Source organism: Pedococcus sp. P2_E2 (assembly GCF_056403955.1).
This window is the reverse complement of the sequence record NZ_JBFUEM010000002.1, coordinates 352037-373262: the sequence shown is the minus strand read 5'-3', so window position 1 is coordinate 373262 and position 21226 is coordinate 352037. Positions and strand designations below refer to the sequence as shown.

Below are 21226 nucleotides of genomic sequence, written 5' to 3'. Positions count from 1 at the left end.
AGCACAAAGGGACTAGACGACCTTAAAGGCTTGGCCAAGTTGGTCAGGGGCACTGCGGCCGGCCCCCGATGATGGGCGAGGTCGTCGAAAGGACAACGTGTGCCACGCCCCGCATCTCCCCTCCGCCTCATGGCTAAGGTCGCCCTCGTGGCGATCGTCGGTGCCGTCGGTGTGACGGTGGCAGGTCAGGCAATGGCTGCCCCGCTGACCGCGGTCGACCGCTCGGGTCGCCCTGCGGCCGCACGAGCCATGTGGGTCTGGGACACCTCCGACCCACAGGCGGTCGTCACCCTCGCGACGGCCCGCAGGATCGGCCAGCTGTATGCCGCCGTGCCCCCGCACGTGGACACCTCGCCGAAGCTCGCCGAGCTGCAGCAGCTCGTCGCCCTGGCCGACGCGGCCGGCTTGCGCGTCGACGCCCTCGGCGGCGACCCGGGATGGGTCGACAACCCGGCGTGGGTGGTCACCAACTGGCTGCGACCGACGCTCGCGACCGGACTGTTCACGGGTCTCCACGTCGACATCGAGCCCTACACGACCCCCGCCTGGACGAAGAACCGCAAGGCCGTCATCACGAAGTACCTCGCCACCCTCGACACCCTGCGCACCGCCGCGGCGGGCACGGCGATCGAGGCGGACATCCCCTTCTGGTTCGACGAGGTCGCCGCGAACGGCTCGACGCTGGACCGCGAGATCATGCGACGCACCGATGCGGTCGCCGTGATGGCCTACCGCAACCACGCCGACGGACCGGACGGCACGATCGCCCTGGCCTCGGCCGAGGTGGCGGCGGGCGCCCAGCTCGGCCGCCCGGTGCGGATCGGCCAGGAGACGAACGTCCTGGGCGTCGACCCCACCGAGGTCAAGCAGACCTTCGCCGGGATGACCCGCACCCAGATGGAGGTCCAGCTGGCTGCGGTCACGGCGGCCTTCTCGACGTCGCCCACCTTCGCCGGTCTGGCGATCCACGACTCACGCGGCTACGCGTCCCTGGCTCCCTGAGCCCCGGGGCGAGCCGGCCTGCTCCCGCGTGGCTGGCTCGCCCCCGCACCCTCACCCTCACCTGGCGAACCGCACGCGACAGGGGCCCCTCAGGGGTCGCCGCTGAGCAGCATCCGACACCACAGGTCGTCAAGGTGGGCGGCGTAGCGCTGCGCCGACCAGCCGCGTGAGTCCAGGAGCAGCCAGTACTCCGGCCCGTTGGTCGACCAGACGATGTCGGCGACCTCGCGGTCGGTCAGGTCGGCCCGCAGGTGACCGGTCGACCGGAGGTCCGCGGCGAAGAGCAGCATGTTCGCTGCCCTCCGCTCCACGAGCCGGTCCCACGCCTGCGCGCACTTCTCGTCGGCGTCGCCCGCGCGACGCAAGGCGTCGATGAGCGGCGCCGTCCGCGGCATCAGCCGACCGAGCGACGCGGCATACACGGCGATCTTGGCCCGGCCCGACGGCGCAGCCCGCACCGCGCGGACGTAGTCGCGCTGCTCTGCCGGGATCGGCTCGTCGGAGGAACCCAGCACCATGTCGATCACCGCCACCATCAGCTCGGGCTTGCGCCCGACGCTGGCGTACACGGTGTCGACCGACACCCCTGCACGGGCGGCGATCTGAGCCACCGTCGTGGCGGCATACCCGTTGTCCGACAACAGGTCTCGCGCCGCCGCCAGTACCTCGCGGCGGGTGCGGGCAGCCCGCTCGGCGCGGACGGGCGAGGTGTAGCGCCGAGGCTTGACGGAGTCGCTCATCGGGCATACCTTACCAATATTCGCCCGAATCCGTTTCGGATGAATATTCGGGAGGAAACCCCATGACCGAGAAGTCGACGCCCGCCACGGCCCCCACCGCCACCGCTACCGCCACTGCCACTGCCACCGCCACCGAGCGCGACGACGAGGCCATGCCACAACCCCGGGCGGTCTTCCGGCGCCAGGGAGATGCGCGCGGCACCTGGGCCATGGGCTCGCTATTCGAGCACCTGCTGACGGCGCAGGAGTCCGGGGGCAAGCTCGGCGTTGCCCTGGTCACCCAGCCTCCGGGCATCGCGACACCCCTGCACCGCCACCACCGTGAGGCGGAGGCGTTCTACCTCCTGGACGGCAGCATGACCTACCGCGCGGGGGACGAGGTCTTCCACCTGACCGAGGGTGACTTCATCTGGTTGCCGCCGATGCTCCCCCACGCTTTCCGCGTCACGGGCGACCGGCCGGTGCGCTTCCTCGGGCTGGCCGACCCCGGTCACCTCTTCGGCCTCTACGACGAGGTCGGCCTGCCGGCCGGCGAGCTCCGCCTGCCGGGCGCTGACGGGCGACCCATGGCGGAGGAGATCCCGCGCTGGAACGCCGTCGGGCCGAAGTACGGACTCGAGGTGGTCGGGCCGCCGCTGCCCGAGGACGCCTGAGCCAAACCCGAGTGCGCGGGTCAGTCGAGGGTTCGCCTGACCCGCGACTCCCTGGCGCGGACAGCCAGCCCCGGGTCGTCGGGATAGACGACCTCCTCGAGCGAGAGACCGTGCGGCGGCATCACCACGACAGCGGCGTCCCGGACCGCCGCCCGCATCACCTCGGCCGGCCAGTCCACCGGGCGGCGTCCCTCGCCCACCGGCACCACGGCCCCCACCAGTGAGCGCACCATGGAGTGGCAGAACGCGTCAGCCACCACCGTCGCCTCGAGCGTGCCGTCGTCGGCTCGCCGCCACGAGTAGTCGAGCAGGGTCCGCACCGTGGTCGCGCCTTCCCGCCTCTTGCAGAACGCCCCGAAGTCGTTCAGCCCCAACAGCTTCTGTGCCGCCGCGTGCATGGCGTCGACGTCGAGGGTGCGCTTGGTGACAACCGTGTCGCGGCGACGAAGCGGGTCCGCCAGCTCCGGTCGGTCGGCCAGTCGGTAGAGGTACCGCCGCTGCAGCGCCGAGAACCGCGCGTCGAAACCCTCGGCGGCGACGGCCACTGCCCGCATGCCGATGTCGATCGGGAGTATGCCGCGCAGCCGGCTCAACGCCGCCTCCTCGGGAGTGCGGGTCGAGCGACCTGGCAGCTGCGCCCAGCCGGCCGGCTCCGGGTCGAGGTGTGCCACCTGACCGCGCGCGTGGACCCCGGCATCCGTGCGCCCAGCGACGGTCAGCCGCACCGGCTCCTCGGCGCGCAGGATGGTGCTCAGGGCAGCGGACAGCACGCCTTCCACGGTGCGCAGGCCCGGCTGGGCCGCCCATCCGGAGAAGTCGGTGCCGTCGTAGCCGAAGTCGAGCCGGATCCGCAGGGGCGCAGTCGTCGGCTCCCCCTGCTGCTCGTCCATACGTCAAAGCCTAGCCACGCGCGAGGGTTGGCCCCCGCCTGACCTGACGTCTGCCAGAGTGGCCGAGTGAGGAGTGCCACCGCCCCGCTGCCGACCACCGCCGCGCTGCCCCGACACCGCGCAGCGGTCGCCGCCGCCTTTGCCGTGCAGGGCCTGCTGTTCATCTCGCTGACGACGCGGCTGCCGAGGTTCCAGACCATCTGGGACCTCTCGGAGCTGTTCGTCTCGGGCCTGCTGCTCATGGTGGTGCTGCTCGCCGGCGCTGGGTCCGCCCTCGCCGAGCTGGCGGCCACCCGCATGGGCAGCGCCGGCACGCTGCGGGCCGGGTTCGCCCTGCAGGCAGTGGGCCTGGGTGCTGTCGCGGTGGCGCCGCAGCGTGCCGTCTTCGTGGCGGGCCTGGCGGTCTACGGCCTGGGGCTGGGAGCGGTCGACGCGGCCTCCAACATGCAGGCGGTGGCGGTGGAGCACCGCTACGGCCGCACCATCCTGCCGTCCTTCCACGGCGCCTGGACCGCGGGCGGGATCGTGGCGACGCTCGTCACGATCGCCGTGACCCGACTCGGACTGGTCACCGGCCTGCTGCCGCTCTGTGTGCTCGCCCTCGGACTGCTCGCGGCACCCCTGCTGCCCACGAGTGCCGACGCCCCCGCCACTGCCTCGGACAGCCCCGCCCTCGAGGTGCCCTGGCGCAAGATAGCCCTGCTCGGCGCCGCGATGGTCCTCTTCTACATGGTCGACACGGCAGCCACCACGTGGGGGCCGGTCTTCCTCAAGTCGGTGCACGATGCCCCTGACTGGTTGCTCCCCCTCGCGACCCTTCCCTACCTCGTGGCGAGCCTTGGCACTCGGCTCGCCGGCGACGCCGCGGTGGCCAGGGTCGGGGCGGTGCCGCTGCTGCGGATCGGTGCACTCGTCGCCTGCGCGGCGCTGGCCGTCATCGTCTTCTCGCCGTCGTGGCCCGTCGCCGTGCTGGGCTTCACCGTGCTCGGCGGCTCGGTGGCGGTGATCGCTCCCCTGTCCTTCTCCGCGGCGGCAGTCGTGGCCGGCGGTGGGCTCGACCCCGAGGCGCGCCGCGCGCGGGTGGACGCGGTCATCGCCCGGTTCAACCAGTTCAACTACGTCGGCGGCCTGCTCGGCGCGGTCCTCACCGGCGTCGTCGGCTCCGACTCCCTGCGGCCGGGTTTCGCCGTGCCGATGGTCCTGATCCTGGCCATCCTCCCGCTCGCCGGCGCCTTCCGCGCAGAGCCGGCCCCCCGGCATACCTGACGCGGTCGACGGCAGTCCTGACGCGCAGGACGCCCGCACTTGTTGCCACACGCACGTCACCAGACCCCCGAAACAGCCCCTCCGTGACCGCCACCCAGCAACAAGTCACAGGACGCCCGCACTTGTTGCCGGACGCACGTCACCAGGCCCCCGAAAAAGCCCCTCCGTGACCGCCGTCTGGCAACACGTCGCAGAGCGCCCGCACTTGTTGCCCCACGCACGTCACCAGACCCCCGAAACAGCCCCTCCGGGACCGCCACCCGGCAACAAGTCGCAGGACGCCCGCACTTGTTGCCGGACGCTCGTCAACGGACCCCCGAAACAGCCCCTCCGTGACCGCCGTCCGGCAACAAGTCACACGAGAAGCGGGCCGCCCACCCCGAAGGGTGGACGGCCCGCACGTGCTGCAGCGGCCTGGGTCAGGCGCCGGCCTTCGTGAAGCCAGCGCCCTCGGCGTCGGCAGCAGACTTGAACCAGAACTCGGCCACCGTCTGGTCGAACCACTGACCGTCGGCCTCGTGGTACTTGCCGGAGTCGGCGTTGCCCTTGACGGTGTACTCCGCGTCGGGGGACGAGCCGTCCTCGTTGGCGGCGACGGCGCCGGCCGGGACCTCCTTGGCCGAAGCCTCGGTGGTCTCGGTCGCCTCGGTGGTCTCCTCGGCCTCGACCTTGGCCTCGTCCTCCGCAGCCTTGGTCTCGGCAGCAGCCTCCTTGGCCTCGGCCTGCTTGGCGGAGCGCTTGGTGGCGGCCTCCGCCTCCTTGACGGTCGCCTTCTTGGCCATCGGCTCGCGGACGAGCTCGATCACGGCCATGGGGGCGTTGTCACCCTTGCGGGCGCCGATCTTGGTGATACGGGTGTATCCGCCGGGACGCTCGGCCATGTCGGGCGCGATCTCGGTGAAGAGACGGTGCACGACACCCTTGTCGGAGATGACCGACAGGACGCGACGACGGGCGTGCAGGTCACCGCGCTTGGCGAACGTCACGAGACGCTCGGCCAGCGGGCGCAGGCGCTTGGCCTTGGCCTCGGTGGTGGTGATCGAGTCGTGCTCGAACAGCGACTGCGCCAGGTTGGCCAGGATCAGTCGCTCGTGGGCCGGACCGCCGCCGAGACGGGGACCCTTGGTGGGGGTAGGCATGGTTCAGGTTCTCCTTGGTGTGCGAGGGGCGGATGGTCTCCCGCCCGCCCCTCAGCGGCGGTTGGTCAGAGCTGCTCGTCTTCGGCCAGCGAACGGCCGTCGTCAGCGAAGTCGTCGTCGTAGTCGCCGTAGTTGTCAGCGATCGCGCTCGGGTCGAACCCGGGCGGGCTGTCCTTGAGCGCCAGACCCATGCCGACGAGCTTGGCCTTGACCTCGTCGATCGACTTCGCACCGAAGTTGCGGATGTCGAGCAGGTCCGCCTCGCTGCGACCCACGAGCTCACCCACGGTGTGGATGCCCTCACGCTTGAGGCAGTTGTAGGACCGGACGGTGAGGTCGAGGTCCTCGATCGGCAGCGCCAGGTCGGCGGCCAGGGCGGCGTCGGTCGGGGACGGGCCCATGTCGATGCCCTCGGCCTCGACGTTGAGCTCACGGGCCAGCCCGAACAGCTCGACCAGCGTCTTGCCGGCCGAAGCCATGGCGTCACGCGGAGCCATCGAGTTCTTGGTCTCGACGTCGACGATGAGCTTGTCGAAGTCGGTGCGCTGCTCGACACGGGTGGCCTCGACCTTGTAGGTCACGGCCAGCACGGGCGAGTAGATGGAGTCGACCGGGATGCGGCCGATCTCCTGGTCACCGGACTTGTTCTGGTTGGCCGAGACGTAGCCGCGACCGCGCTCGACGGTCAGCTCCATCTCGATCTTGCCCTTGCCGTTGAGCGTGGCGATGTGCAGGTCGGGGTTGTGCACCTCGACCCCGGCCGGCGGCGCGATGTCCGCGGCGGTGACGGCGCCCGCACCCTGCTTGCGCAGGTACATGACGACCGGCTCGTCGTGCTCCGAGGAGACGACCAGGCCCTTGATGTTGAGGATGATCTCGGTGACGTCTTCCTTGACCCCGGGGATCGTGGAGAACTCGTGCAGCACACCGTCGATGCGGATGCTGGTCACGGCTGCGCCGGGGATGCTCGACAGGAGCGTGCGGCGCATGGAGTTGCCGAGCGTGTAGCCGAAGCCGGGCTCGAGGGGCTCGATGACGAAGCGGCTGCGGTTGTCTGCAACCACGTCTTCGCTGAGGGATGGGCGCTGTGCAATGAGCACGGGTATTTCCTTCCTCGTCGGCGACCGCTATATGACGCCGATGATGTGCCGGTCCGACCGGCTGCCGTGGTTGCCTCTGTCTGCGACCACAGCCGAAGGCGAGGTATGCCGCGTGGTCACCCACGCGGCATACCTCCTGCCGTCAGTTCTTGGAGTAGAGCTCGACGATCAGCTGCTCCGTGAGGATCGTGTCGATCTGCGCACGCTCCGGGAGCTGGTGGATCATGATCCGCAGCGTGCCCGGGACGACCTGGAGCCAGGCCGGGGTGGGGCGCTCACCGAAGGTCTGGCGAGCCAGCTCGATCGGGAAGGTGTTCACGGACTGCTTGCGAACGGTGATGATGTCGTACTGCTCGACGCGGTAGGACGGAACGTCCACGCGCACGCCGTTGACCTCGAAGTGGCCGTGCGTGACGAGCTGGCGAGCCGCACGACGGGTGCGGGCCAGGCCGGCGCGGTAGACCACGTTGTCCAGGCGGGACTCGAGGATCTGCAGCAGGGTCTCACCGGTCTTACCAGAACGCCGTGAGGCCTCCTTGTAGTAACCGCGGAACTGCTTCTCCATGACGCCGTAGGTGAAGCGAGCCTTCTGCTTCTCCTGCAGCTGGGTGAGGTACTCCTTCTCCTGCATCCGACGACGGCCGTGCTGGCCGGGCGGGAAGGGACGGAGCTCGAAGTTCTTGTCGCCGCCGACGAGGTCGACCTTGAGGCGACGCGACTTCTTGGTGATGGGGCCGGTGTAACGAGCCATGAGTTTTCTCTATCTCCCTGTTCTTTACCGACGGCTCAGACGCGGCGGCGCTTGGGCGGGCGGACACCGTTGTGCGGCGAGGGGGTGACGTCGCTGATCGCACCGACCTCGAGGCCGGTCGCAGTCAGGGAGCGGATGGCGGTCTCGCGGCCAGAACCCGGACCCTTGACGAAGACATCGACCTTGCGCATGCCGTGCTCCATCGCGCGGCGGGCGGCAGCCTCGGCGGCCATCTGCGCAGCGAACGGGGTGGACTTGCGTGAACCCTTGAAGCCGACCTGGCCGGCGGAGGCCCAGGCAATGACGGCGCCGGTGGGGTCCGTGATCGAGATGATGGTGTTGTTGAAGGTGCTCTTGATGTGAGCGTGCCCGTGGGCGATGTTCTTCTTTTCCTTGCGGCGCACCTTCTTGGCGCCGGCAGTGCGAGCCTTGGGAGGCATTACTTACCAACCTTCTTCTTGCCGGCGACGGTGCGCTTCGGGCCCTTGCGGGTGCGCGCGTTGGTCTTGGTGCGCTGTCCACGCACGGGCAGGCCGCGGCGGTGGCGGATGCCCTCGTAGGAACCGATCTCGACCTTGCGGCGGATGTCGGCGGCGATCTCGCGACGGAGGTCACCCTCGATCTTGACGTTCGCCTCGAGGAAGTCACGGAGCTGGACCAGCTCGGTGTCGGTCAGGTCGCGGACGCGGGTGTTCGGGTTGACACCCGTGGCAGCCAGCGCCTGCTGGGAGCGGGTACGACCCACTCCGAAGATGTAGGTGAGAGCGATCTCGACGCGCTTCTCGCGTGGGAGATCAACACCAACAAGACGTGCCATCTTGTGTGTTTCCTTTGTTTCACCGGAGGTCTGGAGCAGTACCGTTCCGGGCTTGGTCCCGAAGCTTTCCTCGGGGCACCGGTCCTCGGCCTCCGGGCCGGGGGTGACGTCCTGGGCTGCGTCGACGACGCTGCCTCCAGGGGCCGGGTACTGCGGTCAATTCACTTGTGCGCTTCTCGAAGAGATGCGAGTCGTGCTCAGGCGAGACCCGTTTCGGGGTCTCGCGGTACTTCTGGTCAGCCCTGGCGCTGCTTGTGGCGCAGGTTCTCGCAGATCACCATGACCCGGCCGTGACGGCGGATCACCTTGCACTTGTCGCAGATCTTCTTGACGCTCGGCTGAACCTTCATAGCCTCTGCTTCGCCTCGATCTGGCACTGCCGGTCCGGATGGGCCAGCAGGTCTAACGGGTGGTGCGTCTAGCGGTAGCGGAAGACGATCCGGCCACGGGTCAGGTCGTACGGGCTGAGCTCCACCACCACGCGGTCCTCGGGGAGGATCCGGATGTAGTGCTGGCGCATCTTGCCCGAGATGTGAGCGAGAACCTTGTGACCGTTCGTGAGCTCGACCCGGAACATCGCGTTCGGGAGAGCCTCGACGATCGTGCCCTCGATCTCGATGACACCGTCCTTCTTGGCCATATCCTCCACAATCTGTTGCGTGGTGCCCCCTGCTGGGGCGCGCACACGAATACGGCGCGCGAGGTCGCGCACCGACAGACGAGTCTACGCCAGGACGCGCTGAGCACGAAATCGTGCTCCGGACCGCCGCCCGCAGGAGGTCAGCCCAGGGGTGCGTATGCCGCGCCGGCGGCTTCCAGCCGCTCCTTGCCACCGTCGAGGGCGGTGAGCACCCACAGCCCGTCGTCGGTGACCGCCACGGTGTTCTCCCAGTGCGCGGCACGGGAGGAGTCGGTGGTCACTACCGTCCAGTCGTCCTGGAGCACCCGGGTCTCGGCGGACCCGAGCGTCACCATCGGCTCGATCGCCACCGTCACCCCCGAGCGCACCGTGGGGCCCTTGTCGCGAACGCGGTAGTTCGGCACCTGCGGGTCCATGTGCATCTCGGTGCCGATGCCGTGGCCGACGTACTCCTCGACGATCCCGTAGTCGTGGCCGTCGCGCTCGCCCGAGGCGACGATGCTGTCCTCGACACCGGCACCCACGGCATACAGCGACTCCCCCACGGACAGTGCGGCGATGCCGGCCCACATGGAGTCCTCGGTGGCGTCGATGAGCGCGAGGTCCTCGGGGCGCCCGGCGTCGCGGCCGCCCACGATCACGGAGATGGCGGCGTCACCGTGCCAGCCGTCCACGATGGCGCCGCAGTCGATGGAGATGAGGTCACCCTCGGCCAGCACCCGCGCCCCGGGGATCCCGTGCACCACCTCGTCGTTGACCGACGTGCAGAGCGAGCCGGTGAAGCCGTGGTAGCCGAGGAACGACGGGGTCGCCCCACACCCGCGGATGTGCTCCTCCGCGAGCTCGTCGAGCTGCTTGGTCGTCATCCCCGGACGGACCGTCTGGGCCATCAGCTGCAGGGTCTGACCGACCACCAGACCAGCCTTGCGCATCCGCAGGATCTGGTCTGGGGTCTTGGTCTCGATGCGGGACCGGCCGAACATCAGGATCGAGCAACCCCTTCGAGGGCGTCGGAGATGCGGGTGAAGACGTCGTCGACCGAACCCATCCCGTCGACCTGCACGAGCAGGCCACGAGCGGCGTAGACGTCGGTGAGCGGAGCTGTCTCGCGACGGTAGATCGCCTGTCGTTCGCGGATGACCTCTTCGGTGTCGTCCTCGCGACCCTCGATCTGGGCCCGCTTCAGCAGTCGCTGGACCACGGCCTCGTCGTCGACGGTCAGCTCGAGGACGGCCTCGAGCGCGTGGCCGTGCTCGGCCAGGATCGCGTCGAGGGTCTCGACCTGCGCCGCGGTGCGCGGGAAGCCGTCGAGCAGGAAGCCCTGCTCCGCGTCATCCTCGAAGAGCCGGTCGCGGACGACGGCGTTGGTGATCTCGTCGGTGACGTAGCCACCGGACGCGAGCACCTCCTTGACCTGGCGGCCCAGCGGGGTCTCGTTCTTGATGTTGGCGCGGAAGATGTCACCCGTGGAGATCGCGGGGATGCCCAGGCTCGCGGCGATCTTGGCGGCCTGGGTGCCCTTACCGGCACCCGGCGGGCCGAGGATGATGAGGCGCATCAGCGGAGGAACCCTTCGTAATGGCGCTGCTGCAGCTGCGACTCGATCTGCTTCACCGTCTCGAGGCCGACGCCGACGATGATGAGGATGGAGGTGCCACCGAACGGGAAGTTCTGGTTGGCCCCGACGAGTACCAGTGCGATGAGCGGGATCAGCGAGACGAGGCCGAGGTAGATGGCCCCTGGAACCGTGATGCGGGTGAGCACGTAGTCGAGGTACTCGGCCGTGGGTCGCCCGGCGCGGATACCTGGGATGAAGCCGCCGTAGCGCTTCATGTTGTCAGCCACCTCGACCGGGTTGAACGTGATCGACACGTAGAAGAACGTGAAGAACAAGATCAGCACGATGTAGGCGAGCATGTAGATCGGGTGGTCGCCCCGCACGAGGTGCTGGTCGATCCAGGTCACCCAGCCGGCTTGGTCACCGGTGGTCGACCGGTTGAACTGTGCCAGCAAAGAGGGCAGGGCGAGCAGGGACGAGGCGAAGATCACGGGGATGACGCCGGCCATGTTGACCTTGAGCGGGATGTAGGTCGAGGTGCCGCCGTACATCTGGCGGCCGACCTGGCGCTTGGCGTACTGCACGGGGATGCGCCGCTGGCTCTGCTCGACGAAGACGACCAGCGCGATGATCAGGAACCCGAGCAGGATGACGCCGATGAAGATGTCCCAGCGGCCGTCCTTCTGCTGGATCGCCCACAGCGAGGACGGGAACGAGCTGGCGATCGAGGTGAAGATCAGCAGCGACATGCCGTTGCCGATGCCCTTGTCGGTGACCAGCTCGCCGAGCCACATGACGACGCCGGTGCCGGCGGTCAGGGTGAGCACCATGATGACCAGGGTCACGATCGACTCGTCGGGCAGGATGCTCGTGCAGTTGGGGCCGAACAGTGCCGAGGGGTTCTGGGCGAACGTGATGAGCGTCGAGGACTGCAGGACCGCCAGGCCGATCGTCAGGTAGCGCGTGTACTGCGTCATCTTCGTCTGGCCCTGCTGGCCCTCCTTCTTCAGGGCCTCGAACCGCGGGATGACCACGGTGAGGAGCTGCACGATGATGCTCGCCGTGATGTACGGCATGATCCCGAGCGCGAAGATCGACAGCTGCAGGAGCGCGCCGCCACTGAACAGGTTGGCGAGGCCGAGCACACCGGTGGTCGAGTCCGCACCCTTGATGCAGGCCTGGACGGCCTTGTAGCTCACGCCGGGAACCGGCACGTGCGAGCCGAGCCGGAAGATGATGACGATCGCGAGGGTGAACAGCAGCTTCCTGCGCAGGTCCGGCGTCTTGAACGCACGGGTGAAGGCGGTGAGCACAGGTCCTCCTGGTGACGCGGGCCGGTTCGGCCTCGCGAGAATGATGGTCAGGCAATCCTACGAAGGTTACCCCGAGCGCCAGCGAGGGGTTGCAAAGACGTGGTCCCGAGACTTTGCGCGGAACAGGCTGACTTGCTGGAGGCCACAAATGGGGTATGCCGCGTGCTCACCTTGAGCGGTGAGCCCGCGGCATACCCTGTCGTCGTTGCGTGGTCAGGCGGAGGTGACCGAGCCGCCGGCGGCTTCGATCTTCTCCTTGGCGGTCGCCGAGAACTTGTCAGCGGTCACGTTGACCTTGACGGTGATCTCGCCGGTGCCGAGAACCTTGACCGGGGAGTTGTCGCGGACCGCACCCTTGGCCACGAGGTCGGCGATGGTCACATCGCCACCCTCGGGGAACAGAGCGGACAGCTTGTCCAGGTTCACGACCTGGAACTCCACGCGGAACGGGTTCTTGAAGCCACGCAGCTTCGGGAGACGCATGTGCAGCGGCATGGCGCCACCTTCGAAGCGCTCCGGAACCTGGTAGCGGGCCTTGGTGCCCTTGGTGCCACGACCGGCGGTCTTGCCCTTGGAGCCCTCACCGCGACCCACACGGGTCTTCGCGGTCTTGGCGCCGGGGGCCGGACGCAGGTGGTGCACCTTGAGGGTCGTGCCCTCGGGCGCGGCAGCGGCCTTGACGGCCTTCTTCTCTGCCATGGTCAGTCAACCTCCTCGACGGCAACGAGGTGCGTCACCGTCTTGACCATCCCGCGGATCTCGGGACGGTCCTCCTTGACGACGACGTCGCCAATGCGCTTCAGACCGAGGCTGCGCAGCGTGTCACGCTGGTTCTGCTTGCCACCGATCTCGGAACGGGTCTGGGTCACCTTGAGACGCATCAGGCACCTGCCTTGGCGGCTTCGCGGCCAGCAGCCTGGGCGCGCAGCATCGCGGCCGGGGCCACGCGGTCGACCGGGAGGCCGCGGCGGGCAGCCACTTCCTCCGGACGCTCGAGACCCCGCAGGGCCGCGACCGTCGCGTGGACGACGTTGATGGCGTTGTCCGAGCCGAGCGACTTGCTCAGCACGTCGTGGATGCCGGCGCACTCGAGCACCGCACGCACCGGACCACCGGCGATGACACCGGTACCGGGGGCGGCGGGACGGAGCATGACGACACCGGCAGCGGCCTCACCCTGCACGGGGTGCGGGATGGTGCCCTGGATGCGGGGGACCTTGAAGAACTCCTTCTTGGCCTCCTCGACACCCTTGGCGATCGCCGCGGGAACTTCCTTGGCCTTGCCGTAGCCGACGCCGACGGTGCCGTCGCCGTCGCCCACGACCACGAGGGCGGTGAAGCTGAAGCGACGTCCACCCTTGACGACCTTGGACACGCGGTTGATGGTCACGACGCGCTCGACGTAGGCGCTTTTCTCGGCCTGGTCACGGCCGCCGTCACGACGGTTGTCGCGGCCACCGCGGCGGTCGCCGCGCTCACCACGAGCTGCGTCGCCGCCAGCAGCGGCACCAGTGCCTCGACGCTGGGGTCCGGGCATCAGATGTTCCTCATCTCAATAACAGTTGCGGTCACGGTGCTCACAGGGCCAGTCCACCCTCGCGGGCGCCCTCGGCGATGGCAGCGACGCGGCCGTGGTACTTGTTGCCACCACGGTCGAAGACGACAGCCTCGACACCGGCGCTCTTGGCGCGCTCGGCGAGCAGCTCGCCCACCTTGCGGGCCTTGGCGGTCTTGTCACCCTCGAACGAACGCAGGTCCGCCTCCATGGTGGAGGCCGACGCCACGGTCTTGCCGAGGGTGTCGTCGACGATCTGCACGAAGACGTGGCGCGAGGACCGCGACACGACCAGGCGCGGACGAACCGTCGTGCCGGTCACCTTCTTGCGCAGGCGCAGGTGGCGACGTCCGCGTGCAGCGGACTTGCCCTTGGCGCGCTTGACGATCATTGCCATGGCTTACTTACCGGCCTTTCCGACCTTGCGACGGATGTGCTCGCCCGCATAGCGAACGCCCTTGCCCTTGTACGGGTCGGGCTTGCGCAGCTTGCGGATGTTTGCAGCAACCTCGCCAACGAGCTGCTTGTCGATGCCCTGGACCGCGAAGCGGGTCGGGTTCTCGACGGCGAAGGAGATGCCCTCAGGGGCCTTGACGGTGATCGAGTGGCTGTAGCCAAGCGCGAACTCGAGGTCCCCGCCCTTGTTGGCCACGCGGTAACCCGTGCCGTGGATCTCCATCTTCTTCTCATAGCCCTCGGTCACACCGAGCACCATGTTGTTGATGAGCGACCGGGTCAGGCCGTGCAGGGCACGCGACTGGCGCTCGTCGTTGGGGCGCTTGACCTCGAGGTCCGCGTCACCCTTCTCGACGGTGATCGGCTCGGCCACGACGTGGCTGAGCTCGCCCTTGGGGCCCTTCACCTTGACGGACTGGCCGTCGATGGTGACCTCGACACCGCTCGGGATGGAGACCGGGAGTCGTCCGATACGCGACATGTCGAATCCCCTTACCAGACGTAGGCGAGGACTTCCCCGCCCACACCCTTGGCTTTGGCCTGGCGGTCCGTGAGGAGACCAGACGAGGTGGAAAGGATGGCCACACCGAGACCGCCGAGAACCTTGGGCAGGTTCGTCGACTTGGCGTAGACGCGCAGACCGGGCTTGGAGACACGGCGCACGCCAGCGATGGACCGCTCGCGGTTGGGGCCGTACTTGAGCTCGATGGTCAGCGTCTTGCCGACCTCGGCGTCCTCGACCTTCCAGGCGGCGATGTAGCCCTCCGCCTGGAGGATCTCGGCAATGTGGGACTTCAGCTTGGAAAACGGCATGGAGACATCGTCGTGGTGCGCCGAGTTGGCGTTCCTGACGCGGGTCAACATGTCCGCAATCGGGTCAGTCATGGTCATGGGCTTCTCCGGCCCTCTCTCACCGTGGTTTCACTGCGGATGCAGCGACCTGCGATGTAAGGATGAAATCGGTGGGTATTACCAGGAGCTCTTGGTGACGCCGGGCAGTTCGCCGCGGTGAGCCATCTCGCGAAGGCAGATGCGGCACAGCCCGAACTTGCGGTAGACCGAGTGCGGTCGGCCGCAGCGCTGACAACGGGTGTAGCCGCGCACCTTGAACTTCGGCTTCTTGTTGGCCTTGTTGACCAGGGCGGTCTTCGCCATGTCAGTTCTCCTTGAAGGGGAAGCCGAGCGCCTTGAGCAGTGCGCGGCCCTCGTCGTCATTGGTGGCGGTGGTCACCACGGTGATGTCCATGCCACGCACGCGGTCGATCCGGTCCTGGTCGATCTCGTGGAACATCGACTGCTCGGTGAGACCGAAGGTGTAGTTGCCGTTGCCGTCGAACTGCTTGGGCGACAGGCCGCGGAAGTCACGGATACGGGGCAGGGCCACCGACACGAGACGGTCGAGGAACTCCCACATCCGGTCGCCGCGCAGCGTGGTGTGCGCACCGATCGGCATGCCTTCGCGCAGCTTGAACTGCGCGATGGACTTGCGGGCCTTGGTGACCAGCGGCTTCTGGCCGGTGATGGCGGACAGGTCCCTGATCGCGCCCTCGATGAGCTTGGCGTCCTTGGCAGCGTCACCAACACCCATGTTGACGACGACCTTGACCACGCCGGGCACCTGCATGACGTTCTCGTAGCCGAACTGCGTGAACAGCCCGCCCTTGATCTCGTCCGCGTAGCGCTGCTTGAGGCGCGGGGTCACCGCTGCGGAAACTTCGGTCTGAGGCTTGGTTTGAGTTTCGGTCATGTCTCTCACAGGTCCTTGCCCGAGCGCACCGCGACACGGGTGCGGACGGTCTTGGTGCGGCCGCCACGCTCGACGGTCTCGACGCGGGTCTTGATCCGGGTCGCGAGCTTCTTGTCATCGGGGTCCACGACGGCCACGTTGCTCACGTGGATCGCGGCTTCCTGGACGACCAGGCCACCGGTACGGGTACCGCGGGCGGACTGACCGGCCTTGGTGTGGCGGGTCACCCGGTTGACGCCCTCGACGAGCACGCGCTCGGTCTCGGGGTACACGGCGATGACCTTGCCGATGCTGTTGCGATCCTTGCCGGTGAGCACCTTGACGGTGTCACCCTTCTTGATCTTCATCTTCTTCTTGTCAGCCATGGGTCAGAGCACCTCCGGCGCCAACGAGATGATCTTCATGAACTTCTTCTCACGCAGCTCGCGGCCCACCGGGCCGAAGATGCGGGTGCCACGGGGGTCCCCGTCGGCCTTGAGGATGACGGCGGCGTTCTCGTCGAACTTGATGTACGACCCGTCGCCGCGACGGCGCTCCTTGGTGGTGCGCACGATGACGGCCTTGACGACGTCGCCCTTCTTGACGTTGCCGCCGGGAATGGCGTCCTTGACGGCGGCGACGATGACGTCACCGATGCCGGCGTAACGACGACCCGAGCCACCGAGAACACGGATGCAAAGGATTTCCTTGGCACCAGTGTTGTCGGCGACGCGCAGTCGCGACTCCTGCTGGATCACTGTCTAACTCCTGTCGTCGAGCTGGTTCTCACGCACGGTGAGCCTTGCCGAACTGTGGGGGGCTTGTTGTCCGTGCCCCCGCGGCATACCTGGCGTTGTTTCTCCGGTATGCCGCGTGGGCGGCGGATGCTGAGGTTGGTACTACTTGGCCTTCTCGAGGATCTCCACCACGCGCCAGCGCTTGGTGGCCGAGAGCGGACGGGTCTCCATGATCGAGACGCGGTCACCGATACCGGCGGCGTTGTCCTCGTCGTGGGCCTTGACCTTGCTCGAGCGTCGCAGGACCTTGCCGTAGAGAGCGTGCTTGACGCGGTCCTCGACCTCGACCACGACGGTCTTGTCCATCTTGTCGCTCACCACGTAGCCCTGGCGGGTCTTGCGGTAGTTGCGGTCTTGCGCCGTCACTGCCTCATCCTTCACGTCCTTGGTCATGCCGACTCCTCCTTGGCTTCGACACTCGGGCTCTGCCCGATGCCGAGCTCGCGCTCACGCAGCTCGGTGTAGATGCGGGCGATGTCCTTGCGGACGGCGCGCAGGCGGCCGTGGTTGTCCAGCTGGCCGGTGGCCGACTGGAACCGGAGGTTGAACAGCTCCTCCTTGGCCTTGCGGAGCTCGTCCACAAGGTGGTCGTCGTCGAGACCACGAAGGTTCTCGGACACCAGGTCCTTGGATCCGACTGCCATCAGATGTCACCACCCTCACGCCGAACGAAGCGGCACTTCATGGGGAGCTTGTGCATCGCCAGACGCATGGCTTCACGGGCGACCTCTTCGGACACACCGTTCACCTCGAACATCACGCGACCAGGCTTGACGTTGGCGATCCACCACTCGGGGGAGCCCTTACCGGAACCCATGCGGGTCTCGGCAGGCTTCTTGGTCAGCGGGCGGTCGGGGTAGATGTTGATCCACACCTTTCCGCCACGCTTCATGTAACGCGTCATCGCAATACGAGCGGACTCGATCTGACGGTTGGTGACGTAGGCGGGCTCGAGGGCCTGGATGCCGTAGTCGCCGAACGCGATCTTGGTGCCACCCTTGGCAGCGCCCGAACGACCCGGGTGGTGCTGCTTGCGGTGCTTGACTCGACGAGGAATCAACATGTCAGGACTGCTCTCCCTCAGTGCTGGCTGCGGCTGCGGTCGCCTCAGCGGCGGGAGCCTCAGCAGCGGTCTCGGTGGCGGCCTCCGGACGCTCGCGACGAGCGCGGGCCGGACGGTCTGCGCCGTCACGACGCGGGCCACGGCTCGGACGCGGCGCAGCAGCCTGCTGCTGAGCCAGCTCGCGAGCGGTGACGTCGCCCTTGTAGATCCACACCTTGACGCCGATGCGACCGAAGGTGGTGCGGGCCTCGTAGAAGCCGTAGTCGATCTGCGCACGCAGGGTGTGCAGCGGAACGCGACCCTCGCGGTAGAACTCGGTGCGAGACATCTCGGCGCCGCCGAGGCGACCGGAGACCTGGACACGGATGCCCTTGGCGCCGGCGCGGGTGGCGGACTGCATGCCCTTGCGCATCGCACGACGGAACGACACACGAGCAGAGAGCTGCTCGGCGATGCCCTGCGCGACGAGCTGGCTGTCCACCTCGGGGTTCTTGACCTCGAGGATGTTCAGCTGGACCTGCTTGCCGGTCAGCTTCTCGAGCTCGCCACGGATGCGGTCGGCCTCGGCGCCACGACGACCGATGACGATGCCGGGACGCGCGGTGTGGATGTCCACACGGACGCGGTCACGGGTGCGCTCGATCTCGACGCGGGAGATGCCGGCCCGCTCCATGCCCTCGGACATGAGCTTGCGGATGGCGACGTCTTCCTTGACGTAGTCGCGGTACCGCTGACCCTCCTTGGTGGAGTCAGCGAACCAGCGGCTCTTGTGCTCGGTGGTGATACCGAGGCGGAAGCCGTGCGGGTTGACCTTCTGACCCATTAGCGGGTGCCTCCCTTGGTGGTCTTCGGCGTGACGACCACGGTGATGTGGCTGGTCCGCTTGTTGATGCGTGCCGCGCGGCCCTGGGCCCGCGGGCGGAACCGCTTCATGGTCGGACCCTCGTCGACGAACGCCTCGCTGATGACCAGGTTGGTCTCGTCGAAGGCCTCAGAGGCCTTGTCCGCCTTGACCCGGAGGTTGGCGATGGCGCTCTCGAGCACCTTCTGCACCGGGTCGGAGGCGTACTGCGGCGCGAACCGGAGCACGGCGATGGCCTCAGTGGCCTGCTTGCCGCGGATCAGGTCCACCATGCGGCGGGCCTTCTGGGGCGTGACGCGGACGTGCCGCGCACTCGCCTTGGCTTCCATCACGTTGTCCTTGTTCTCGGTCGGGGCAGCCATCAGCGACGACGCCCCTTCTTGTCGTCCTTCACGTGACCCTTGAACGTGCGGGTCGGTGCGAACTCGCCGAGCTTGTGGCCGACCATCGACTCGGTGACGAACACCGGGACGTGCTTGCGACCGTCGTGCACGGCGAGGGTGTGACCCAGCATGTCGGGGCTCACGACCGACCGACGCGACCAGGTCTTGATGACGTTCTTGGTGCCCGCTTCGTTCTGGACGTCGACCTTCTTCTGAAGGTGGCCGTCGATGAAAGGGCCCTTCTTCAAGCTACGAGGCATGGTTTCTCAGGCTCCTTCTCAGCGCTTCTTGCCAGTACGACGGCGGCGAACGATCATCTTGTCGCTCGGCTTGCCGGGGCGGCGGGTGCGGCCCTCGGCCTGACCCCACGGGCTGACGGGGTGACGACCACCGGACGTCTTACCCTCACCACCACCGTGCGGGTGGTCGACCGGGTTCATGGCGACACCACGGACGGTCGGGCGCTTGCCCTTCCACCTCATACGGCCGGCCTTGCCCCAGTTGATGTTGGACTGCTCGGCGTTGCCGACCTCGCCGACCGTGGCGCGGCAGCGCAGGTCGACGTTGCGGATCTCACCGGACGGCATACGCAGCTGGGCGTAGGGACCGTCCTTGGCGACGAGCTGCACGCGCACACCAGCGGAGCGGGCGATCTTCGCACCGCCACCGGGCTTGAGCTCGACGGCGTGGATGACCGTACCGGTCGGGATGTTGCGCAGCGGCAGGCTGTTGCCGGGCTTGATGTCGGCCGAGGGGCCGTTCTCGATGTTGGCGCCCTGCTCCAGGCCCTTGGGGGCCAGGATGTAGCGCTTCTCACCGTCGGCGTAGTGCAGCAGCGCGATGCGCGCCGTGCGGTTGGGGTCGTACTCGATGTGAGCAACCTTGGCCGGCACGCCGTCCTTGTCATGGCGACGGAAGTCGATGACGCGGTAGGCGCGCTTGTGTCCACCACCGATGTGACGGGTGGTGATGCGGCCGTTGCTGTTGCGTCCACCGGACTTCGTCAGGGGGCGCACCAGCGACTTCTCAGGCGTGGAGCGCGTGACCTCGACGAAGTCGGCGACGCTGGAGCCTCGGCGGCCAGGCGTGGTCGGCTTGTACTTACGGATACCCATGTTTCGTAATCCCTTACGTCTCTTCAGCGATTCCGTCAGGCGCCGGCACCGAAGATGTCGATCGAGCCCTCGCGGAGGGTGACGATCGCACGCTTGGTGTCCTTGCGCTTGCCGAGGCCGAACCGGGTGCGGCGGGTCTTGCCGACACGGTTGAGGGTGTGGACGGAGTCAACCTTGACGTTGAAGACGCGCTCGACGGCGATCTTGATCTCCGTCTTGTTCGCCCGCGGGTCGACGATGAAGGTGTACTTGCCCTGGTCGAGCAGCGAGTACGACTTCTCGGAAACGACCGGCGCGATCAGGATGTCGCGGGGGTCCTTGCCGTACAGAGCAGACTGGGTGCTCACTTGGTCTCCTCCTCAGCCACGTCAGTGGTCTCCTGGGCAGCAGCGCCACCGGCGGGGACGAAACCTGCAGCCGCGGCGGCATCCGCAGTGCGGAACCAGACCTCGGCGACGGTCGCGTCGTACCAGCGGGAGCCGGGGACGTGGAACTTCATCGAGTCCTTGTTGCCCTTGACCTCGAAGCCCTCCGGCGCGGAGCCGTCCTCGAGGGCGACAGCCGAGTCGGCGCCGTAGCCACCGTCGGTGTCCTCGGGAGCGTCCACCAGCGTCGCGGCCTTCTCAGCCTTGGCGGGCTTCTCGGCCGTGGCGGGCTTGTCGGCCTTGGCAGGCTTCTCGGCCTTGGCAGGCTTGTCCGCCTTGGCCTCGGACTTCTCGGTCTTGGCAGCCTTGGCCGGCTTGTCGGCCTTGGCAGGTGCGTCGTCGACGATCTCGACCTCGATGACGCCGCCGACCGGCTGCGCCTTGGAGACGAACGCCTCCAGGGCAGCGGTGGTGAAGACGACATCGTCCGCGCACAGCACGTCGTACGTGTTGAGCTGGTCGGCGGCGAGCACGTGCACGCCGTCGAGGTTGCGGACCGACTTCAGCGACACGACATCGCTGCGGTCGAGCACGACGAGCAGGTTGGGACGGTCGGTCAGGCCGGCGAGCAGCGCGAGCGCGTCCTTGGTGGACGGCGCAGTGCCGGTCACGAGGGACTCGACGACGTGCACCCGGTCGTTGCGGGCCCGGTCGGAGAGGGCACCGCGCAGGGCGGCGGCCTTCATCTTCTTGGGGGTCCGCTGGGCGTAGTCACGCGGCTGCGGGCCGTGGACGACGCCACCGCCTGCGAACTGCGGGGCGCGGGTCGAGCCCTGACGGGCGCGGCCGGTGCCCTTCTGGCGGTAGGGCTTGCGGCCACCACCGCGGACTTCGCCGCGGGTCTTGGTGGAGTGCGTGCCCTGACGCGCGGCGGCCAGCTGGGCCACGACGACCTGGTGGATCAGCGGAACGTTGACCTGGACGTCGAAGATCTCGGCGGGCAGGTCAGCAGCGACGGTCTTGGTTGCCATCTGG

At 67.9% G+C, this 21226-nt stretch carries 34 protein-coding genes; 3 read left to right on the top strand and 31 right to left on the bottom strand.

Annotation, left to right across the window (positions count from 1 at the left end):
* Window positions 1-129 precede the first annotated feature (129 nt).
* Window positions 130-1002 (top strand): hypothetical protein, encoded by an 873-nt coding sequence (locus AC1DWR_RS07370; protein WP_477624093.1) that lies wholly within the window; start codon window positions 130-132, stop codon window positions 1000-1002.
* Window positions 1003-1091: 89 nt separating this feature from the next.
* On the opposite strand, the gene AC1DWR_RS07365 is transcribed toward AC1DWR_RS07370, so the two are convergent.
* On the bottom strand, window positions 1092-1742 hold the full coding sequence (locus AC1DWR_RS07365; protein ID WP_477624092.1) for a TetR/AcrR family transcriptional regulator: 651 nt from the start codon (window positions 1740-1742) through the stop codon (window positions 1092-1094).
* 62 nt (window positions 1743-1804) lie between these two features.
* Between AC1DWR_RS07365 and AC1DWR_RS07360 the strand changes: the two genes are divergently transcribed.
* Window positions 1805-2395, top strand: coding sequence for a dimethylsulfonioproprionate lyase family protein (locus AC1DWR_RS07360; RefSeq protein ID WP_477624091.1), 591 nt, complete (start codon window positions 1805-1807; stop codon window positions 2393-2395).
* A 20-nt stretch (window positions 2396-2415) separates the two neighbouring features.
* On the opposite strand, the gene truA is transcribed toward AC1DWR_RS07360, so the two are convergent.
* A complete protein-coding gene (truA, locus tag AC1DWR_RS07355; protein ID WP_477624090.1) occupies window positions 2416-3285 on the bottom strand; it encodes a tRNA pseudouridine(38-40) synthase TruA in 870 nt (289 codons plus the stop codon).
* A gap of 66 nt (window positions 3286-3351) precedes the next feature.
* Here truA and AC1DWR_RS07350 point away from each other — a divergent pair, with 66 nt between their 5' ends.
* A complete protein-coding gene (locus tag AC1DWR_RS07350) occupies window positions 3352-4551 on the top strand; it encodes an MFS transporter (protein WP_477624089.1) in 1200 nt (399 codons plus the stop codon).
* Window positions 4552-4970: 419 nt separating this feature from the next.
* Here the strand turns inward: AC1DWR_RS07350 and rplQ are convergent, their stop codons facing one another.
* The 29 genes from rplQ to rplD all read right to left on the bottom strand — a co-directional run bounded on the left by rplQ (window position 4971) and on the right by rplD (window position 21222).
* Window positions 4971-5690, bottom strand: a complete 720-nt coding sequence (gene rplQ, locus AC1DWR_RS07345; protein ID WP_477624088.1) for a 50S ribosomal protein L17, sunset domain variant — start codon at window positions 5688-5690, stop codon at window positions 4971-4973.
* A gap of 65 nt (window positions 5691-5755) precedes the next feature.
* Window positions 5756-6790: a DNA-directed RNA polymerase subunit alpha gene (locus AC1DWR_RS07340; protein WP_477613497.1), complete on the bottom strand. Its 1035-nt coding sequence runs from the start codon at window positions 6788-6790 to the stop codon at window positions 5756-5758.
* A 142-nt stretch (window positions 6791-6932) separates the two neighbouring features.
* The gene (rpsD, locus tag AC1DWR_RS07335; RefSeq protein WP_477624087.1) at window positions 6933-7541 is read right to left on the bottom strand and encodes a 30S ribosomal protein S4; all 609 of its coding nucleotides are present in this window, start codon (window positions 7539-7541) and stop codon (window positions 6933-6935) included.
* Between the two features lie 35 nt (window positions 7542-7576).
* Window positions 7577-7981: a 30S ribosomal protein S11 gene (rpsK, locus tag AC1DWR_RS07330; protein ID WP_057378146.1), complete on the bottom strand. Its 405-nt coding sequence runs from the start codon at window positions 7979-7981 to the stop codon at window positions 7577-7579.
* The gene (gene rpsM / locus AC1DWR_RS07325) at window positions 7981-8358 is read right to left on the bottom strand and encodes a 30S ribosomal protein S13 (protein ID WP_477613499.1); all 378 of its coding nucleotides are present in this window, start codon (window positions 8356-8358) and stop codon (window positions 7981-7983) included. The genes rpsK and rpsM overlap by 1 nt, the downstream gene beginning before the upstream one ends.
* Window positions 8359-8594: 236 nt before the next feature.
* A complete protein-coding gene (gene rpmJ / locus AC1DWR_RS07320) occupies window positions 8595-8708 on the bottom strand; it encodes a 50S ribosomal protein L36 (RefSeq protein WP_010148647.1) in 114 nt (37 codons plus the stop codon).
* A gap of 68 nt (window positions 8709-8776) precedes the next feature.
* On the bottom strand, window positions 8777-8998 hold the full coding sequence (infA, locus tag AC1DWR_RS07315) for a translation initiation factor IF-1 (protein ID WP_006946284.1): 222 nt from the start codon (window positions 8996-8998) through the stop codon (window positions 8777-8779).
* Window positions 8999-9138: 140 nt separating this feature from the next.
* Window positions 9139-9981 carry a type I methionyl aminopeptidase gene (gene map / locus AC1DWR_RS07310; protein WP_477624086.1) on the bottom strand — a complete coding sequence of 281 codons (843 nt, stop codon included), beginning with the start codon at window positions 9979-9981 and terminating at the stop codon, window positions 9139-9141.
* Entirely contained in the window at window positions 9981-10556 is a 576-nt protein-coding gene (locus AC1DWR_RS07305) for an adenylate kinase (protein WP_477624085.1), read from the bottom strand. Before AC1DWR_RS07305 ends, map begins: the two co-directional genes overlap by 1 nt.
* Window positions 10556-11869: a preprotein translocase subunit SecY gene (gene secY / locus AC1DWR_RS07300; RefSeq protein WP_477613502.1), complete on the bottom strand. Its 1314-nt coding sequence runs from the start codon at window positions 11867-11869 to the stop codon at window positions 10556-10558. The genes AC1DWR_RS07305 and secY overlap by 1 nt, the downstream gene beginning before the upstream one ends.
* A 213-nt stretch (window positions 11870-12082) precedes the next feature.
* Window positions 12083-12568, bottom strand: a complete 486-nt coding sequence (rplO, locus tag AC1DWR_RS07295; RefSeq protein WP_477613503.1) for a 50S ribosomal protein L15 — start codon at window positions 12566-12568, stop codon at window positions 12083-12085.
* A gap of 2 nt (window positions 12569-12570) precedes the next feature.
* Window positions 12571-12753, bottom strand: a complete 183-nt coding sequence (gene rpmD, locus AC1DWR_RS07290; RefSeq protein WP_056924254.1) for a 50S ribosomal protein L30 — start codon at window positions 12751-12753, stop codon at window positions 12571-12573.
* The gene (rpsE, locus tag AC1DWR_RS07285) at window positions 12750-13406 is read right to left on the bottom strand and encodes a 30S ribosomal protein S5 (RefSeq protein WP_477613504.1); all 657 of its coding nucleotides are present in this window, start codon (window positions 13404-13406) and stop codon (window positions 12750-12752) included. The genes rpmD and rpsE overlap by 4 nt, the downstream gene beginning before the upstream one ends.
* A gap of 40 nt (window positions 13407-13446) precedes the next feature.
* Window positions 13447-13821 carry a 50S ribosomal protein L18 gene (rplR, locus tag AC1DWR_RS07280; RefSeq protein WP_477613505.1) on the bottom strand — a complete coding sequence of 125 codons (375 nt, stop codon included), beginning with the start codon at window positions 13819-13821 and terminating at the stop codon, window positions 13447-13449.
* A gap of 3 nt (window positions 13822-13824) precedes the next feature.
* A complete protein-coding gene (gene rplF / locus AC1DWR_RS07275) occupies window positions 13825-14361 on the bottom strand; it encodes a 50S ribosomal protein L6 (protein WP_477613506.1) in 537 nt (178 codons plus the stop codon).
* An 11-nt stretch (window positions 14362-14372) separates the two neighbouring features.
* Window positions 14373-14771 carry a 30S ribosomal protein S8 gene (gene rpsH, locus AC1DWR_RS07270; RefSeq protein ID WP_477613507.1) on the bottom strand — a complete coding sequence of 133 codons (399 nt, stop codon included), beginning with the start codon at window positions 14769-14771 and terminating at the stop codon, window positions 14373-14375.
* A gap of 78 nt (window positions 14772-14849) precedes the next feature.
* Entirely contained in the window at window positions 14850-15035 is a 186-nt protein-coding gene (locus AC1DWR_RS07265) for a type Z 30S ribosomal protein S14 (protein ID WP_035902511.1), read from the bottom strand.
* Window position 15036: 1 nt separating this feature from the next.
* Window positions 15037-15627 carry a 50S ribosomal protein L5 gene (gene rplE / locus AC1DWR_RS07260; protein ID WP_477624084.1) on the bottom strand — a complete coding sequence of 197 codons (591 nt, stop codon included), beginning with the start codon at window positions 15625-15627 and terminating at the stop codon, window positions 15037-15039.
* Between the two features lie 5 nt (window positions 15628-15632).
* Window positions 15633-15992: a 50S ribosomal protein L24 gene (gene rplX / locus AC1DWR_RS07255; protein ID WP_477613509.1), complete on the bottom strand. Its 360-nt coding sequence runs from the start codon at window positions 15990-15992 to the stop codon at window positions 15633-15635.
* A 3-nt stretch (window positions 15993-15995) separates the two neighbouring features.
* Window positions 15996-16364, bottom strand: a complete 369-nt coding sequence (rplN, locus tag AC1DWR_RS07250; RefSeq protein WP_056923992.1) for a 50S ribosomal protein L14 — start codon at window positions 16362-16364, stop codon at window positions 15996-15998.
* Window positions 16365-16505: 141 nt separating this feature from the next.
* On the bottom strand, window positions 16506-16796 hold the full coding sequence (rpsQ, locus tag AC1DWR_RS07245; RefSeq protein ID WP_477613510.1) for a 30S ribosomal protein S17: 291 nt from the start codon (window positions 16794-16796) through the stop codon (window positions 16506-16508).
* Entirely contained in the window at window positions 16793-17047 is a 255-nt protein-coding gene (rpmC, locus tag AC1DWR_RS07240) for a 50S ribosomal protein L29 (RefSeq protein ID WP_477613511.1), read from the bottom strand. Before rpmC ends, rpsQ begins: the two co-directional genes overlap by 4 nt.
* Window positions 17047-17466 (bottom strand): 50S ribosomal protein L16, encoded by a 420-nt coding sequence (rplP, locus tag AC1DWR_RS07235; RefSeq protein WP_477613512.1) that lies wholly within the window; start codon window positions 17464-17466, stop codon window positions 17047-17049. The genes rpmC and rplP overlap by 1 nt, the downstream gene beginning before the upstream one ends.
* A gap of 1 nt (window position 17467) precedes the next feature.
* On the bottom strand, window positions 17468-18289 hold the full coding sequence (gene rpsC, locus AC1DWR_RS07230; protein ID WP_477613513.1) for a 30S ribosomal protein S3: 822 nt from the start codon (window positions 18287-18289) through the stop codon (window positions 17468-17470).
* Complete coding sequence (gene rplV, locus AC1DWR_RS07225) at window positions 18289-18657, bottom strand: 50S ribosomal protein L22 (RefSeq protein ID WP_477613901.1); 369 nt, start codon at window positions 18655-18657, stop codon at window positions 18289-18291. The genes rpsC and rplV overlap by 1 nt, the downstream gene beginning before the upstream one ends.
* 32 nt (window positions 18658-18689) lie before the next feature.
* A complete protein-coding gene (gene rpsS / locus AC1DWR_RS07220) occupies window positions 18690-18971 on the bottom strand; it encodes a 30S ribosomal protein S19 (protein ID WP_056923996.1) in 282 nt (93 codons plus the stop codon).
* A gap of 18 nt (window positions 18972-18989) precedes the next feature.
* Window positions 18990-19826, bottom strand: a complete 837-nt coding sequence (rplB, locus tag AC1DWR_RS07215; RefSeq protein ID WP_056923997.1) for a 50S ribosomal protein L2 — start codon at window positions 19824-19826, stop codon at window positions 18990-18992.
* A gap of 35 nt (window positions 19827-19861) precedes the next feature.
* The gene (rplW, locus tag AC1DWR_RS07210; RefSeq protein WP_477613514.1) at window positions 19862-20173 is read right to left on the bottom strand and encodes a 50S ribosomal protein L23; all 312 of its coding nucleotides are present in this window, start codon (window positions 20171-20173) and stop codon (window positions 19862-19864) included.
* Window positions 20170-21222 (bottom strand): 50S ribosomal protein L4, sunset domain variant, encoded by a 1053-nt coding sequence (rplD, locus tag AC1DWR_RS07205; protein WP_477624083.1) that lies wholly within the window; start codon window positions 21220-21222, stop codon window positions 20170-20172. Before rplD ends, rplW begins: the two co-directional genes overlap by 4 nt.
* Between the last annotated feature and the right edge of the window lie 4 nt (window positions 21223-21226).

Bases quoted from the DNA above. Each gene is read 5' to 3' on its own strand.
- AC1DWR_RS07370 (WP_477624093.1), top strand. From the start codon at position 130: ATGGCTAAGGTCGCCCTCGTGGCGATCGTCGGTGCCGTCGGTGTGACG.
- AC1DWR_RS07365 (WP_477624092.1), bottom strand. From the start codon at position 1,742: ATGAGCGACTCCGTCAAGCCTCGGCGCTACACCTCGCCCGTCCGCGCC.
- AC1DWR_RS07360 (WP_477624091.1), top strand. From the start codon at position 1,805: ATGACCGAGAAGTCGACGCCCGCCACGGCCCCCACCGCCACCGCTACC.
- truA (WP_477624090.1), bottom strand. From the start codon at position 3,285: ATGGACGAGCAGCAGGGGGAGCCGACGACTGCGCCCCTGCGGATCCGG.
- rplQ (WP_477624088.1), bottom strand. From the start codon at position 5,690: ATGCCTACCCCCACCAAGGGTCCCCGTCTCGGCGGCGGTCCGGCCCAC.
- rpsD (WP_477624087.1), bottom strand. From the start codon at position 7,541: ATGGCTCGTTACACCGGCCCCATCACCAAGAAGTCGCGTCGCCTCAAG.
- rpsK (WP_057378146.1), bottom strand. From the start codon at position 7,981: ATGCCTCCCAAGGCTCGCACTGCCGGCGCCAAGAAGGTGCGCCGCAAG.
- rpsM (WP_477613499.1), bottom strand. From the start codon at position 8,358: ATGGCACGTCTTGTTGGTGTTGATCTCCCACGCGAGAAGCGCGTCGAG.
- rpmJ (WP_010148647.1), bottom strand. From the start codon at position 8,708: ATGAAGGTTCAGCCGAGCGTCAAGAAGATCTGCGACAAGTGCAAGGTG.
- infA (WP_006946284.1), bottom strand. From the start codon at position 8,998: ATGGCCAAGAAGGACGGTGTCATCGAGATCGAGGGCACGATCGTCGAG.
- map (WP_477624086.1), bottom strand. From the start codon at position 9,981: ATGTTCGGCCGGTCCCGCATCGAGACCAAGACCCCAGACCAGATCCTG.
- AC1DWR_RS07305 (WP_477624085.1), bottom strand. From the start codon at position 10,556: ATGCGCCTCATCATCCTCGGCCCGCCGGGTGCCGGTAAGGGCACCCAG.
- rplO (WP_477613503.1), bottom strand. From the start codon at position 12,568: ATGGCAGAGAAGAAGGCCGTCAAGGCCGCTGCCGCGCCCGAGGGCACG.
- rpsE (WP_477613504.1), bottom strand. From the start codon at position 13,406: ATGCCCGGACCCCAGCGTCGAGGCACTGGTGCCGCTGCTGGCGGCGAC.
- rplR (WP_477613505.1), bottom strand. From the start codon at position 13,821: ATGGCAATGATCGTCAAGCGCGCCAAGGGCAAGTCCGCTGCACGCGGA.
- rplF (WP_477613506.1), bottom strand. From the start codon at position 14,361: ATGTCGCGTATCGGACGACTCCCGGTCTCCATCCCGAGCGGTGTCGAG.
- rpsH (WP_477613507.1), bottom strand. From the start codon at position 14,771: ATGACCATGACTGACCCGATTGCGGACATGTTGACCCGCGTCAGGAAC.
- AC1DWR_RS07265 (WP_035902511.1), bottom strand. From the start codon at position 15,035: ATGGCGAAGACCGCCCTGGTCAACAAGGCCAACAAGAAGCCGAAGTTC.
- rplE (WP_477624084.1), bottom strand. From the start codon at position 15,627: ATGACCGAAACTCAAACCAAGCCTCAGACCGAAGTTTCCGCAGCGGTG.
- rplX (WP_477613509.1), bottom strand. From the start codon at position 15,992: ATGGCTGACAAGAAGAAGATGAAGATCAAGAAGGGTGACACCGTCAAG.
- rpsQ (WP_477613510.1), bottom strand. From the start codon at position 16,796: ATGACCAAGGACGTGAAGGATGAGGCAGTGACGGCGCAAGACCGCAAC.
- rpmC (WP_477613511.1), bottom strand. From the start codon at position 17,047: ATGGCAGTCGGATCCAAGGACCTGGTGTCCGAGAACCTTCGTGGTCTC.
- rplP (WP_477613512.1), bottom strand. From the start codon at position 17,466: ATGTTGATTCCTCGTCGAGTCAAGCACCGCAAGCAGCACCACCCGGGT.
- rpsC (WP_477613513.1), bottom strand. From the start codon at position 18,289: ATGGGTCAGAAGGTCAACCCGCACGGCTTCCGCCTCGGTATCACCACC.
- rplV (WP_477613901.1), bottom strand. From the start codon at position 18,657: ATGGAAGCCAAGGCGAGTGCGCGGCACGTCCGCGTCACGCCCCAGAAG.
- rpsS (WP_056923996.1), bottom strand. From the start codon at position 18,971: ATGCCTCGTAGCTTGAAGAAGGGCCCTTTCATCGACGGCCACCTTCAG.
- rplB (WP_056923997.1), bottom strand. From the start codon at position 19,826: ATGGGTATCCGTAAGTACAAGCCGACCACGCCTGGCCGCCGAGGCTCC.
- rplD (WP_477624083.1), bottom strand. From the start codon at position 21,222: ATGGCAACCAAGACCGTCGCTGCTGACCTGCCCGCCGAGATCTTCGAC.